Here is a 14521-nt window from a genome sequence, read left to right as displayed (position 1 = left end):
CAAACACGCAGCGGTACTAACGCACCTAAATACGGTGCGTAAGTGCCGGCGAGTTTGAAAATGCCGCTTGCAGAACATATATAAACCCTGTTTGTCTGTGTATCGAAATTATGTAAAAGAAAAAATCAATGATGTATTTGAAGTAATGTCGTGTTGGTACTATATATCCAATACGGCTGTTTTTTTGTGTGTTTTAAAGAAAAATGTGAGGAATTTTTAAAGATGTTAATTGGTGGGACTGAAATGCCGTAAAAAAAATACGGTATAGCTTGCGAAAAATTACGCATAATAATATAATATGAGTAAGAAAGGGTGTGTTGCTATGTTAAGAAGGTTCAGCGTTGAAAATTTCAAAGGTTTTGAAGATAAATTGGTTTTTGATATGGGTTCTCCTAGTAATTATAGTTTTAATTCAGATATAATTGAAAATGGTTGTGTTACGAAAGGGATTGTATATGGTATAAATAGTTGTGGTAAGTCAAATCTTGGATTGGCGATTTTTGATATTATTACACATTTGACAGAAAAAGAAAGACTTTTAAGAAATTATGATTTATATTTAAATATGAGTGGTAGAAAATCATTTGCAGAATTTGAATATATTTTTGATTTTGACGGGCATGAGGTGATTTATAGGTATAAAAAAAATAATGTAGATATACTTCGAGAGGAGAGCTTAAGTATTGATAACAGAGAAGTAATATACTACGATTATATTAAGAATGAAGGATTTACTAGATTGGAGGGTTCAGCTACATTAAATGCTACTATCAAAAATGAGAGTCCGATATCAAGGGTTAAATATGTAAATAATAATTCTATATTAGATGACAATATAGAAAATAAGATATTTAAAAAATTTGTGGATTTTGTTGAACATATGTTGCTGTTTTATTCATTAGACAGCAGGGGATATGAAGGATTTACAAATGGTAGTAAAAATGTAACGGAGGGAATTGTAAATAGTGGAAAAGTAGATGAATTTCAAGAATTTTTAAAACAGAATGGTATTATTTACAGTTTATATGGTTGCGAGGTTGATGGCAGAAAAAGGATTTATTGTCATTTTGAAAATCAGGATGTCGATTTTTTTAAGATTGCTTCTACGGGAACCAGATCACTTGCACTTTTTTTCTATTGGTATATACAAATGCAAAATGCTTCATTTGTGTTTGTTGATGAGTTTGATGCATTTTATCATTTTGAATTGTCGGAAAATGTTCAGAAAATGTTAAGGGCGATTAAGCATGTGCAAATTTTTACAACAACGCATAATACGGATCTTATGAGTAATGATTTGCTGCGTCCTGATTGTTATTACATTTTAAAAGATAATAAGATTAAAACGATATCAGAGTTGACGCAGAAAGAATTGCGATTTGCCCATAATCTTCAAAAAATGTATAAGGCAGGTGCATTTGATGAATGATAAGGACTATAAAGTATTCATAGTCGAGGGAGAGGCTAGGGAACCTCTTATTATTGATAATATATCAAAAGTTTTTTTCAGAAATGTTAAATTCAAGATTATTACACTTCCAGCAGGTCAGAATATATATATGCTTTGGAAAAAATTAAAAGAGGATGATTTTGATACAGATATTATAGAAGTATTAAGAGAAGAAAATAAGGAAATAGAACAGCAGCTTGCGGGATTAGAAAGAGATGATTTTTCCGAAATTTATCTTTTTTTTGACTATGATGGACATCAAAATAATCTTGGTGAATCTGAAAGTGAAGATGTGATTAAACAGATGCTTAATAGTTTTGATAATGAAACAGAGAATGGAAAGTTATATATCAGCTATCCTATGGTGGAAGCACTTAGAGATTTTGAGGAAGGACAGTGTGGCAGAGAAGGTGATTGTTTTGTTGCAATAGAGGAAGGTGATAATTACAAAACTATATTAGCGGCCAGGTCGCGTTATCCACAATTTAAGGAGTATGATTATCCGATATGGAAAGAGATACTCAATGTATTTGTAATGCGCATCTCTTGTCTTATAAATTGTAAAGATATGATTTCTTATGAGGAGTATTTAGAAGATATAAATTCAGTTGAAATCTATAAACAAGAAGAAAATGAAATTTTAAGAAAAAGGGTATTCATATTAAGTGCATTTCCGGAATTTTTGTTAGATTATTTTGGAGCGAAATTATGGAGGGATTGTGTGAAATATATTGATGATTATAAAATATGTTAGTAATCGTAAAGTATTTGAAAAATGCAGATAAAAAATTTTTGTGTTAGATGCAGCAACAGATACTTTTATAAAATCTAAAGTCACCTTTTACCGCAACAAAAGCCGTGTGAGAGATATTGATAATCAAAAATTATTCTCTCGTACGGCTTTTGTAAATTGATATAAATCTATAGTATTTTTTTCAAGTATTAGTTTAAATGTTCACATATTATTCAACGGATTAACAAAATCTTCTAAGCCACGTATACATCTCGCCTGCTCCTCTGTTGCCCCAGTTTGCATATGGAACATAGGTGATCTCTTTATAACCGAGTTCTGCCGGTTCGTCTAAATAGAGTTCTTCGGTGTCGTATTTTTCAGGATGTTTTATTGTTTTGCCATGTGCTTTTATGACGGTTATTCCGCCTAATGTGTTGTCATCCCAATATTCGCTTATAGGTTTTGTTATGTCTACCATTATTGATGAGATGTTTTCTCCGTTGTCTATTTGTTCCGCACAGTATACGAGTGGTCCTTTTTTGATCGCTACTTTGCCTGCGTCTGCACGCACTTTTGGGTTGGCGTAGACGAAGTGTGCGGGCATTTCAAAGTTTATCTCTATGCATGTGCCTTTCCATGCGGATGCTATATCGTCTTTTGACAATACGGCGTATCCGTTTTCGGTTCTGTAGTTTATATCACAGCCGTTTATCTTTATTTTGTAGTTCTGTGCATATTCAGGGATTCTTATATATATTTTTTTGTCTGATGGTGTGTCACTTCCGGAGGTTTTGTCTGCTATGTCGGATATTGATATTATTATTTTTCCTTCAAATGGGAATCTCGTCTGAATATTTAACTTCTTGTATCCGCCGAGTGCTGTTGTTTTGTACTCACCGCCTGCAAACATGTTTATGAATAATCCGTCATCACTCTGCATAAAGAGGTACTCACCGAGTGAACTTAATGTTCTTGCTATGTTTGGAGGGCAGCAGGCACAGCCAAACCATTTCTGTCTGACAGGTTTTACATGGTTTTTGTCAGTGGCAGGGATGCAGTTGTCAGGCCACACTTCAAGCGGATTTACATAGAAGAAACTCTTTCCATCCATTGCTATTCCGGCAAGTACAGTGTTCATAAGTGCGAGTTCCATTGTATCTATGTATTTGCTGTTACCTGTTATCTGTGCCATGCGGCGGCAGAAGAGTGCAAGCCCTATTGAGGCACAGCTTTCTGAGTAATTTGTATCGTTTGGAAGGTCGTAGTCTGTTGTGAAGCGTTCCATTACGCCTGAACTTCCAATTCCACCTGTTATGTACATTCTCTTTTTGACAATGTTGTTGTAGAGGTTTTCGCAGGCTTCAAATAATGATTCATCCTGATATTTCTGTGCTATATCGGCCATTGCACAGTAGAGGTAAGTTGCCCTTACCGCATGACCTTCAGCTGTTTTTTGCTTTCTTACAGGGAGATGGTTCTGACCGTATTCGTTTATATATGGGTTTGGATCGTGCCATACATCAATGAAATCTTTATTTTTGCTTTCGTTGAATAGATAATTTGGCTCTGTTCCTCGTCTGTCGATAAAGTCTTTTGCCATATCTGCGTATTTGTCATCACCTGTTATGGTGGCGAGTTTCATAAGTGCAAGTTCAATCTCCTCGTGTCCCGGAACTGCATTCTGGTATTTTTCGGTGTGGAATACTTCGCATATAAGGTCTGCGTTCTTTTTCATTATATTTAAGAATTTATCTTTACCTGTTACCTCATAATAAGCAATCGCTGCCTCGATAAAATGGCCTGTCGTGTAGAGCTCATGTCCTTCTTTAAGGTTGCAGTACTGCTTGCCGGGATGAAGGATAGAGAAGTGTGTGTTTATGTATCCGTTTTCCTGCTGGGCTTTACCGACAAGTTCTATTGCGTCATCCGCAAGTTTTTCAAGTGCTTCATTTGGTTCATAGGAGAGGGAATAGGCAACGGCCTCAAGCCATTTTGCAAGGTCAGTGTCCTGAAATACCCAGCCGTGAAAAGTTCCTTTTTTGAGTCCTGCGGCAACTTTGAAATTGTCAATACAGTGGCTTGGTTCTGCGTCTGCTACTTCATCGTTCAGTGCTTTCCACTGATAAGGAATGATTTCTTTTGTGACAAGTCCCGTATATTTGTTCCAAAAGAAGTCATCTACTTTAAGTGCTTTAAGTGGTAAAAGATTTAATTTTTTTGTTTTCATACTGTCCTCTTTTCTGAGCAGCCTTTTGCAAAGAGGCGGCGCAAATTTAAAATTTGTGTCGTCATAAAAGCTGAGTGCTTTTGCTCATAAGCAGTCAGCTAAGTGTAAATGTGTTTATAAGTTGCTAAAGTAATTTAATTATATCTAAAAATAAATCAAATATCAATCAAAAAATGTTGTTTTAAGTGTATTTATTTCATATATAAGTATATTGCTTGTGATGGTAATATATTGCTATTTTGACAAAAGGTAAAATGATTTAGTATATTATTGACTATTTAGCAGTTATTGGGTATAATAAATATACAAAATGCTATAATATATGTGTTAAAATATATATTTTTTGTTGAAAATAGTAAAAATATTTGATTTTTATATATAATCGTTTAGCAGTTTGTAAATAAAAACAAAAAGCTTTCAAAATATTTGTATTTAAAATTGAAAAAAATAAAAAAGAATGTTATTGCTTGATTATGTAAACAGTAGAAAATTGCATGGAAAAGAGGTAGACACAATGTTACACATTACATCATTGGATGAAGGACTAGAAATATTTAAAGCATTGGGTTCGGATGTCAGGATTCAGATATTAAATATATTGCTTGAGAACAGCAACATGAGCATGAAGGATTTGGCGGCCAAACTTAATATTACTAACGGTGCACTTACAGGACATATTAAAAAGCTCGAGAGTTGTGGTCTTATTACGACATCTGCGGAGTCGGTTGTTCATGGAAATCAGAAGATATGTTCTGTACATTGGGACAGAATAGTTATTGATCTTGAAAAGCAGGTTGAGGATGAAAATGTATATAATACTGAAATAAAGGTTGGTCATTATTCAAATTATGAAATTACACCTACATGTGGACTTGCTTCAAGTAAGGCTCTTATAGGAGAAGTTGATGATGCGAGATATTTTGAGCATCCTGACAGATATAATGCTGAAATTCTCTGGTTTACAAATGGTTTTGTTGAGTATGTTATACCGAACTTTATTCCGGGATTCCAGAAGATTACCCAGATATCTATCACTATGGAACTTAGCTCAGAAGCACCGGGAGTCAATAGTGACTGGCCATCAGATATAGAGTTTTATCTTAATGACAAGCCACTTGGATGCTGGACATCACCGGGAGATTTCGGTGATGTAAAAGGTCTTTTTACACCGACATGGTGGCCTGAGAACTGGAATCAGTATGGACTTCTAAAACTTCTTGTAATAAACAGGAAAGGAACATTTATTGACGGACTTAAGATATCAGATGTCACTATAAATGATTTTAATCTTGATTACAGAAGCAATATCAGATTTAAACTTGGTGTGGATGAGAATGCAACACATAAGGGAGGACTTACACTTTTTGGCAAGTCATTTGGAAATTATGGACAGGATATAAATGTTGCGATAAGTTATACGCCGATGGCGGAGGACGAGATATAATTTGGTTTTTTGGGGGGAGTGGCGGACGGACGCCGTTGAGGATGGATATTATACGACAAATGGGTGGCTCTCGCCTCGGAGAACACTGTAGCGGTACATAAGGGCACAGAGAACGTGCCCTGAGTGCCGACAGTGTTCAAACGCCATTTGCTGCATAATATCCATCCTCAACGGCTGTTTGTGTGTGTTGGTGCGATTGGTGGCGAAGTGTTATTTGATGTTAAATTGGGGAAGCGAAGGGTAGATTGTGTGTTTTTTTGATAAGATGGAAAATAAAGCAGAGTCAGGAGGATTTGATATCCTGACTCTGCTTTATTATTTGACACTAAGGGGTGACAAGCCCCTTCTGATATACTGTGATAGCAGTTAATAGTGTTATGAACAGGTAGCAAAGCGCATTGCGAATATCTGCTTGACTGTATTGGTATTGCAATATAGTTGTTTTGGACAAAAAACAGCCGGGACCGATATGGGATTTTCAGCGAAGAGCGTTTAGAATGTCAGTCAGTACTTAAGGCGTGTTTTTTACGCCTTTATGTACTGCTACTGATATTCTCCGAGGCGAGAGCCGGCTCTGAGTCGGAAATTCCATATCGGTCCCGGTGTCAAGTGTCAAGTGTCAAGTGTCAACTGACCAACATGTGAAGTGATTTATTTTACTGTGACCTTATATGTTACTTTAAAGTTTCCACTTTTAGCTGTGACAACAGCGGTTCCTTTTTTCTTTGCTGTTACTTTTCCTGAGTTATTTACTGAAAGTACATCTGGTTTGTTTGATGTCCATTTTATTGATGATAATTTGACACCGTAGCCTTTTACTTTGAATTTTGCTGTTTTCTTTACTTTGAGTGTGGCTTTTTTGCTTGCAAATTTGATGTAGGCTTTCTTTACGGTGATTTTCTTTGTAAGTTTCTTTGTTTTATCACCTGATGTTACTGTTGCTGTTATTGTTGCTGTTCCTGCTTTTTTTGCTGAAATCTGACCGTCTGTTGTTACTGATGCAACTTTAGTGTCTGATGAAGTGTATGTTACATCTTTTTTAACTGATGGTGTTAAAGATATGGAAAGTTTAGCTGTTTTTCCTGTGTTTCCACCGACATAAAGTGTTGAGGCAGAAGTGTTAAGTGTAAACGAAGGATAAGCTGTGTTTTCTTCATTGTATTTTGTTTTTACATCAGTTTCAGTAAGTGCAGTTGAATAAAATTCAATGTTGTCAAACTGGGCATTTTGTACATCGTTACTATTTGATAGTGTTCCACTTCCTATTCTTATATCATCGATATCTGAAAGTTTATTGTCGGAGAGTGCATTTGAAAGGTCTGTTGCCTGTGTTGACATCAGATCTCCGTTCAGATATGTTCTGACACCATCTGTAGAAACAGTGTAAACGACATAACTCCATGTGCCAGTTATAAATGATGACTGGTAATTACCCTTAGTTATTCCATCAAGGCTTACAAAATCAGCATAGACGCTTGAATGGAGTGCTGTGTATGGGTAGTTGTTGCGGTTGTTTGTTGATTTTGCCTCAAACAATGCAGTTTCATCTGATGTTTCAGAGCCTGTCTTAACCCACATTCCTACTGTGAAGCCTGATTTGTCAATGTTTTTGAACAGTTCGGCAGGAAGTGATAAGTAGCCTTCACCCTGTTTGCTGTTTTTGATGGTAAGTACATTTCCGTACCATGAATCCTTGCTTACTTTTGCATTTCCCGTTATTGTTGCATCTGCTGTGGATTTTCCGTTGCTTGGTACAGTCTTGTCGTTTACTGTCTCAAAGTCATATTTGAAATCAGGTGTCAGTGTGGCATCAAGAACTGTTGTCTTATAAGTTTTTGTGACTGTTTCACTGCCTGATCTTATAACGGCGGTAAGTGTAACTTCTGTTTCGTCCGAGGCTTTTGTTACTTTTCCTTCATTTGAGATTATATCAGCATTGCTTGAAGTCCATGTGATGGTTGAGTTGTCAAAGCCTTCTGTTGGAAGGGTTATATCAGAAGTTGTTTTTGCAGGGACAGGGCAGTTGTAATCAAGATCATTTGATGCTCTTTCGAGTATCTCCTTATCCGTATATTTGTATGCTTCTTTTCTTACTCCCCAGATAGACTGGTTGTCTGTGCCGATGGCAGTAAATGTCATTACCTTCTTACATTCTGCTGACTCATCATGCTGAAGGAAGAATACACCGCTATAAGTTACACCGTTGATAACAGCGTTCATATAGTAAGTGCCGTCTTTTGCTGTCCATGTACCTGTCACATCACCTGAGATAGTACCGTCAGCATTTAATTTTATTGACTGTGTCTTTGCTGTTGCAGTGCCGGATTTTCCGTGGTTTATAAATTCGTACTCACCAACGATATCGTCTTTTGCATAACCTGTTTCTGAAATCTTGTCACCCTTATTTTCAAATGGTGCTGTTACAGGCCAGCCTTCTTCATTCTGGAACTGCTGGTGAACTCTTAACTCGTGGTATTCACCGCTGTCTGAGAATCTTGTGTGATAGATAAGGTACATCTGACCGTCATCGTCTATCATGGCTGAGTTGTGGCCTTCTGATTTGTAATATTTATCAAGACATGAGAATTTGTATGTTCCCATAACTTTAATACCTACATCTTCATGGTCTTTGTCTTCAGAAACAAACATATTTGCATTGTTTCCTGCGGCATCAACGAATGGTCCGTCAGGATTTTTTGAACGGAAAAGTCTCATATTATAACCGCTTATGGAATCAAGGTAGTTGTATGACACATATAAATAGAAGTAATCTGTTTTTTCATCATAAAGCATGAAAGGACCTTCGCCTGATTTTGCTTTGCCGCCTGCGATTCTCGTACCGAAATACTGGTCTACCAAAAGACCGTCATCTCTTGTGTATGTTTTTCCGGGATATTTAGCTTTACCTGTTGCAGGATCAATCTCAAGTGTGAAGATACCGCCTGACCATGAGCCATATGTCATCCACATTTTACCCTCTTTGTCATAGTAGATCTCAGGATCGATGGCATTTGGGGCATAGCTGTTATTGTATGAGTCACCTGATGACCAGTTTGTATCGTATTTTTCAATCTGTCCGTTTTTTATAAGCTCAGGAATATTTGTGTTTGTATAGCTTGTATCCTTTGCCGCCTCAAAGACAGGTTTATTTTTTGTGAAGCCGGAATAGATAAGTGTATCTACACATTCAAATGGACCTTCGATACTCTGTGATACACCAAATGCGATTACAGAGCGCACAGCAGTTGAGCTTGTACAGAAATAGATCATATAAGCTCCCTTTGTTCCGTCAGTATTTACATAGTCGGGATTCCAGAAAACATCAGGAGCCCATACATTGTAAAAGCTGGCATCTGCATCGTGGTCACCTGCCCATTCAAATGGTTTTTTGAGATTTTTAGATATATTTCCGAAAACGAAATTGTTGGTCGCAGTAGAAGTATCACCTGCGTTAAGGTCATTTGAAAGTTTAGTCCAGTTTACAAGGTCATTTGATTTTGCGGCTGCTGTATGTGAGCCGTATACATAATATGTTCCGTCTGATGATTTTGTAATAGAAGGATCATGTACGGAAACTCTGCTTGGAGAGCTTGAGATATGAGTTACGCTTGCTGCTTTTGCAATACTTTCACTATTAAATAAGGAAAGCTGTGGTACTAAAGTTGATGCATTTGAGAAAGCAAGTGCTGTCGAGAGCACTATAGCACCAACACGCTTAAAGTTTTTCTTCATGATGTTACCTCCGTGGAATTTTGAATAATTGTAATATTTATAGTTAATTCATATAAAAGAATATCATATTTAAGTACTATTTACAATAAAAATACTATTTTATTTTGAAAAAAACTAAACTAAAAACGAGATTTGTATATAAAATATATAAAAAGTATGAAAAAAATCATCTTTTATATTGCATATTTTATAGGAGTTGTATATAATATCAAATAAAATATAAAATATTTTTGCTTTTGCTAAAAATATTGAGATATTGTGTCACTTTAGATGGTTGCAGGAGATATATTGCAGTCATCTGAACAAGAAAAATGGATTATAGAGAGGAGAAAGAGTATGAGAAAGACAAAGTTATTTGCAAGTGTGCTTGCACTCAGTCTTGCAGTTACATCTGTACCTGCGATAAACAGCTTCGCAGGTTTGGACAAGGTAGAAGCATCTGAGAACGATACGGCATCGGCGGCGTCAGGAAGCAGCATTACTAAAGAACCGCTTGGTGAGGGTGAGGTTGAGGTGGCTAAGAGCCAGTACACAAATCCTATCGGAGGTTATGACAACAACGGTAAACTTACATATGGCGGAGATCCTTCAGCGATGGTAGACGGAGATACCGTATATCTTTATACGGGACATGATATCGCTACGGGAGATTCATATGTTATTGACGGATGGATATGCTATTCGACAAAAGATCTGCTCAATTGGAAATATGAGGGCGAGATCATGAAAGCAAAAGACATCTCATGGGCAAATGTAGCAAATTCAGCATGGGCAGCCCAGACTATAAAGCATAATGGAAAATATTATTTCTACTATTGTACATGGGACAAGACAACAAGTGACGGACAGCAGTCTATCGGTGTTGCTGTTTCAGACAGTCCTACAGGTCCGTTTGAGGATATTGGAAAACCTGTTGTAAGCGGTGAAATTACTGATATAGGTACTGAGTCAAGTACATGGAATGATATTGATCCTACAGTATGGATAGAAAAAGATGAGAATGGCGAGGAACATCGTTATCTTGCATGGGGAAATGGAAACTTCTATATCTGCGAACTTAACGATGATATGATTTCAGTAAAAGACCAGAATGGTGACGGAAAGATTACAGGCGGTAAATCAGTAAAAGATGCTGATGTTATCCAGAAAGATTCACCGGAAGGTCCATATACAGAAGCACCGTGGCTCTACAGAAGACAGGATGAGAATGGAAATTATTATGGAAAATACTATCTCTTCTATGCATCAGGCTGGAGAGAAGGTATGGCATACTCTACAACTGATGACCTTATGAATGGTCAGTGGGAGTATGGAAATGAGATAGCAAGACCAAATGTAACATCAAATACAAACCATATGGCAGTTATTGATTTTAAGGGAAAGACATATTTTATTTATCATAATGGTGCACTTGCAGGTGGAAACGGATACCGCAGAGTTGCAAACATAACAGAACTTAAATTCAATGAGGACGGAAGTATTGATGAAGTGCCTGAAACTACTGCTGGTATAGCAGGAACTACTACTAAGATATACACAAAGGCAGGTGCAGGTATACTTGCACATAAGAACTTCCTCAATTCAACATCTGATGCAGATTATCCTTATGAGAATGTTTATGTAGGTGCTATGGGATATTCTGATGTAAAGGATTCACAGTGGGTTCTTACTGACGGAAAGGCAGACAAGACAAAACCTGCGTATGTTTCAATACAGTCTGAAAATAAATCAGGTCTTTACCTTACTGTAAATGACAATGGTAAGGTTACTCTTAATCAGGATTCAGATGGAAAAGAGGAGACAGCAAAAAGACAGACATTCAGAAGCATAAAAGCATTAGATGGTTCTGAGGATGGAGTTTCATTTGAGAGTGTATTTGAACCGGGACAGTATCTTACTATTGTAAATGATGCATTAAAGCTCACAGATGGTTCAGATAAGACGGCAGCAACATTTGTTGTAGGTGAAAGCAGTGAGACTACAGTGCTTCGTGGACTTAATGTGCAAGCTGGCTCAAACATTATAACACAGGGAGATAAGATTACAAAACTGAACCTTACAAGTGTAAAAGCAATCTATTCAGACGAAACACAGAAAGAGATTACTGATTATAAAGTTGATTACTCAATGGTAGATGTAGGTAAAGCAGGAACACAGTATGCAACTGTTTCATACACAGAAGGAGATATTACAAAGACTGCGTCAGTATCAGTATCAATTCTTCCAAAGATTAAGTCAGTTACAAACCTTAAAGCGAAAGTTACAAAGAAAAAAGCTGCAAAAAAGGCAAAAGTTGTGCTTTCATGGAAGGGTGTAGCAAAAGTTACAGGCTACGAAGTATATTATAAAACAAGCAAGAATGGTAAGTTTAAATATGTGACAGAAGCCTCAGGAACAAAGTGTACAGTATCAGATGATGCCACATTCAAGGCAGGAAAGACATACTGGATTGGAGTAAAAGCATACAGAGATTATAACGGAAAGACACTCACAGGTGCTATGAAGACATTGAAAATAAAAATTGCTAAATAATATTATATGTATATTTATGCATGACAAGGTTATATTTACGAAATGTTAATAATTTGGTCATAAACTGTTGACAAATAAATAAACAAATGCTAAAATAATTTACAAATCAATAAAGAAATAAATTTTTTTAAATAAAGGGAGGAATAAAAATGTATAAGAAATTTTTAAGTGGTGTCTTAGCAGCAGCTATGGTCATCGGAGGAGCAGCATATGCAGCTAAACCAGCATCAGTTGATGCAGCAGGAGCTCCAAAGCCAAAGTACACATTTGATATGAATGGTGCAAACAAAAATGTAGTAGGTGTTGCTCGTAAAGGCGATATAAGTGCCGGTACAACAGGAAACACAAAGACAGGTGTTTTACCAACAGCAAACAAGAATGCTAAACTTCAGTATAAGAAAGGTAAACATGGAAAGGCTCTTTACATTTCAAGAACTGTAGGCGGAAAAGCAGCTTCTATGGGAGCTCAGCTTAAGAATGTTAAACTTGGAAGTGGTTCTTGGACAGTTTCTTTCTGGGTTAAACCTGAGACAAACCTTTCAAACTTCATGGCTATGTTCTTTACAGGAAATCATATCACAGATCCTAAGAACACAAAATGGCTTTCAATCACACAGGATTCATGGCTTGACAGCAAGACTAACACTCCTACTATCTGGTCACACAGCGTATCAAACGGAAAGAACGACCAGTTCCCATGGTATGGTCATCAGGACAAGAAAGGTACTTGGACAGCAGAGCAGGCTGTTAAAGCTGGACAGTGGACACATATCACACTCGTTGTAAATACAAAGCAGACATGCGAGTATGGTACAAAGGGTAAATCAGGATATGTTAAATCTTATCATGCATGGACATATGTAAATGGAAAGCTTTTCGGAAACGGAACAGTTGCAAAAGGAACTATGTCAAACTCTAACTCATTCTTCTTAGGACTTAATGCATGGGATATGGGATTCAAAGGTCTCATTGATGATGTTAAACTTTGGGATAAGGCTCTTACAGCTAAACAGGTAAAAGCTATCGCTAAATAATTGATATAGAATCTATTTAGTATAAATTATACATAAAAATGTTTTTTAAGCGTAGTGAAATTGTAAAAATTTCACTACGCTTTTTTGATAGTGTTTAAATTATTTATGCATAATATGCAAAAATAATTTAAAATTTTATTGAAATATGTTGACATTTAGAAATAAGCATGTTATTATAATAAAAACTAAATTAGTTTACGAAAATATTAAAAAAATTAGATTCGAGAGGAGAGTCAGTTATGAGAAAAAGAATTTTAGCAATAGCACTTGCAACTACTATGGCACTTTCTACAGCAGTTATAGCAGTACCAAGTTATAAGAATGTTGCAGTGGCACAGGCAGCAGAGGAAGAGACAGGAGCACAGACATTTGACGGTTGGTGGACAGCTCATACATACGGTGATGAGATTACAGAGACAGAAAAGACAGTTAATTTCAAGGCTATTACAGATAATGATCCTACAGCTATCAACAACTGGGATACACCAAGTTTTGTTATTTACTATGGTGACAAGAATGAAGTAAAAAGAGATGATTATGCTGTAGAAGGATATGATGAAGTAGCAGTTATCCGTTCAGACCTTTGGTCATGGTCAGCTGGTGGAGATATCGCAAATCCAGAAGGATATGCAGGAACAAATGAGCTTACATTTACGACAGAGAATGCACCGGCAGATTGGGCAGCATGGCTTTCTGCTAATAAGAAAGGTGTAGATGTATCTTATACAACACAGATTAAAGATGGTGTAGTTACAGTAAAAGTTACAAACAATGGAATTACAGGTATAGCAACATTCAAATATGATGAGTCAAAAGGAAAGAAACTTTATATTTCAGTTACAGGTGAGAAGTGCACTATCGGAAAATTCCCTAAGGCACTTATCACAAAAGCTTGTGATGATCCGTTTGATAAGTCAAATGATAACACAAATACAACAACAAAAAAATCAATGTCTGTAAAGAAAGTTACAGCTAAGGCAGGCACAAAGGTTGTCAAAGGAACAGTTTCAGTTGCAAATGCAAAGGTTAAGGTAACTGTTGGAAGTGCAAAAGCTAAAGCAGCTACAGTTAAAGGAAAGAACTTTACATTAAATGTTTCTTCAGCACTTAAGAAGAACACAAAGATTACTGTAAAGGTTACAAAGTCAGGTTACAAGACAGTAACAAAGACTGTAAAAGTTAAATAGGTTATAAGTTTATATTTGTAACATAAATTTTCTCATTTATTATCCAGAGTAGAGAGTCGGTTTTACCGGCTCTCTATTTTGCGTAAATAAAAGTTTGAGGGAAGCTTGGAAATCACAGATATTGATTATTTTAACACTATCAAGGAAGTCCCCCACTTCTATTGCGTAGAGCAATAAGTGGG

Annotated in this window: 8 protein-coding genes; 6 read left to right on the top strand and 2 right to left on the bottom strand. The window is 36.4% G+C overall.

Annotation, left to right across the window (positions count from 1 at the left end; genetic code table 11):
• Nucleotides 1-322: 322 nt before the first annotated feature.
• Nucleotides 323-1429 (top strand): ATP/GTP-binding protein, encoded by a 1107-nt coding sequence (locus KQI69_RS07320; protein ID WP_216564693.1) that lies wholly within the window; start codon nt 323-325, stop codon nt 1427-1429.
• Nucleotides 1422-2204, top strand: a complete 783-nt coding sequence (locus KQI69_RS07315) for a hypothetical protein (RefSeq protein ID WP_216564692.1) — start codon at nt 1422-1424, stop codon at nt 2202-2204. Before KQI69_RS07320 ends, KQI69_RS07315 begins: the two co-directional genes overlap by 8 nt.
• A gap of 220 nt (nt 2205-2424) precedes the next feature.
• Here the strand turns inward: KQI69_RS07315 and KQI69_RS07310 are convergent, their stop codons facing one another.
• Nucleotides 2425-4410, bottom strand: coding sequence for a glycoside hydrolase family 127 protein (locus KQI69_RS07310; RefSeq protein WP_216564691.1), 1986 nt, complete (start codon nt 4408-4410; stop codon nt 2425-2427).
• A gap of 514 nt (nt 4411-4924) precedes the next feature.
• On the opposite strand from KQI69_RS07310, the gene KQI69_RS07305 reads away from it, so the two are divergent.
• Entirely contained in the window at nt 4925-5854 is a 930-nt protein-coding gene (locus KQI69_RS07305) for a transcriptional regulator (protein WP_216564690.1), read from the top strand.
• 651 nt (nt 5855-6505) lie between these two features.
• Here the strand turns inward: KQI69_RS07305 and KQI69_RS07300 are convergent.
• A complete protein-coding gene (locus tag KQI69_RS07300) occupies nt 6506-9586 on the bottom strand; it encodes a lipocalin-like domain-containing protein (RefSeq protein WP_216564689.1) in 3081 nt (1026 codons plus the stop codon).
• Between the two features lie 336 nt (nt 9587-9922).
• Here KQI69_RS07300 and KQI69_RS07295 point away from each other — a divergent pair, with 336 nt between their 5' ends.
• The 3 genes from KQI69_RS07295 to KQI69_RS07285 all read left to right on the top strand — a co-directional run bounded on the left by KQI69_RS07295 (nt 9923) and on the right by KQI69_RS07285 (nt 14339).
• Nucleotides 9923-12118, top strand: coding sequence for a family 43 glycosylhydrolase (locus KQI69_RS07295; protein WP_216564688.1), 2196 nt, complete (start codon nt 9923-9925; stop codon nt 12116-12118).
• 149 nt (nt 12119-12267) lie between these two features.
• A complete protein-coding gene (locus KQI69_RS07290) occupies nt 12268-13152 on the top strand; it encodes a LamG domain-containing protein (RefSeq protein ID WP_216564687.1) in 885 nt (294 codons plus the stop codon).
• Between the two features lie 239 nt (nt 13153-13391).
• Nucleotides 13392-14339 (top strand): hypothetical protein, encoded by a 948-nt coding sequence (locus KQI69_RS07285; RefSeq protein WP_216564686.1) that lies wholly within the window; start codon nt 13392-13394, stop codon nt 14337-14339.
• The last annotated feature ends 182 nt before the right edge of the window (nt 14340-14521 follow it).

The organism is Eubacterium sp. MSJ-13 (genome assembly GCF_018918235.1).
Taxonomy (GTDB): Bacteria; Bacillota; Clostridia; order Lachnospirales; family Lachnospiraceae; genus Butyribacter.
This window is presented reverse-complemented; position numbering and strand designations above follow the sequence as displayed.

Bases quoted from the DNA above. Each gene is read 5' to 3' on its own strand.
- KQI69_RS07320 (WP_216564693.1), top strand. From the start codon at position 323: ATGTTAAGAAGGTTCAGCGTTGAAAATTTCAAAGGTTTTGAAGATAAA.
- KQI69_RS07310 (WP_216564691.1), bottom strand. From the start codon at position 4,410: ATGAAAACAAAAAAATTAAATCTTTTACCACTTAAAGCACTTAAAGTA.
- KQI69_RS07300 (WP_216564689.1), bottom strand. From the start codon at position 9,586: ATGAAGAAAAACTTTAAGCGTGTTGGTGCTATAGTGCTCTCGACAGCA.
- KQI69_RS07305 (WP_216564690.1), top strand. From the start codon at position 4,925: ATGTTACACATTACATCATTGGATGAAGGACTAGAAATATTTAAAGCA.
- KQI69_RS07295 (WP_216564688.1), top strand. From the start codon at position 9,923: ATGAGAAAGACAAAGTTATTTGCAAGTGTGCTTGCACTCAGTCTTGCA.
- KQI69_RS07315 (WP_216564692.1), top strand. From the start codon at position 1,422: ATGAATGATAAGGACTATAAAGTATTCATAGTCGAGGGAGAGGCTAGG.
- KQI69_RS07285 (WP_216564686.1), top strand. From the start codon at position 13,392: ATGAGAAAAAGAATTTTAGCAATAGCACTTGCAACTACTATGGCACTT.
- KQI69_RS07290 (WP_216564687.1), top strand. From the start codon at position 12,268: ATGTATAAGAAATTTTTAAGTGGTGTCTTAGCAGCAGCTATGGTCATC.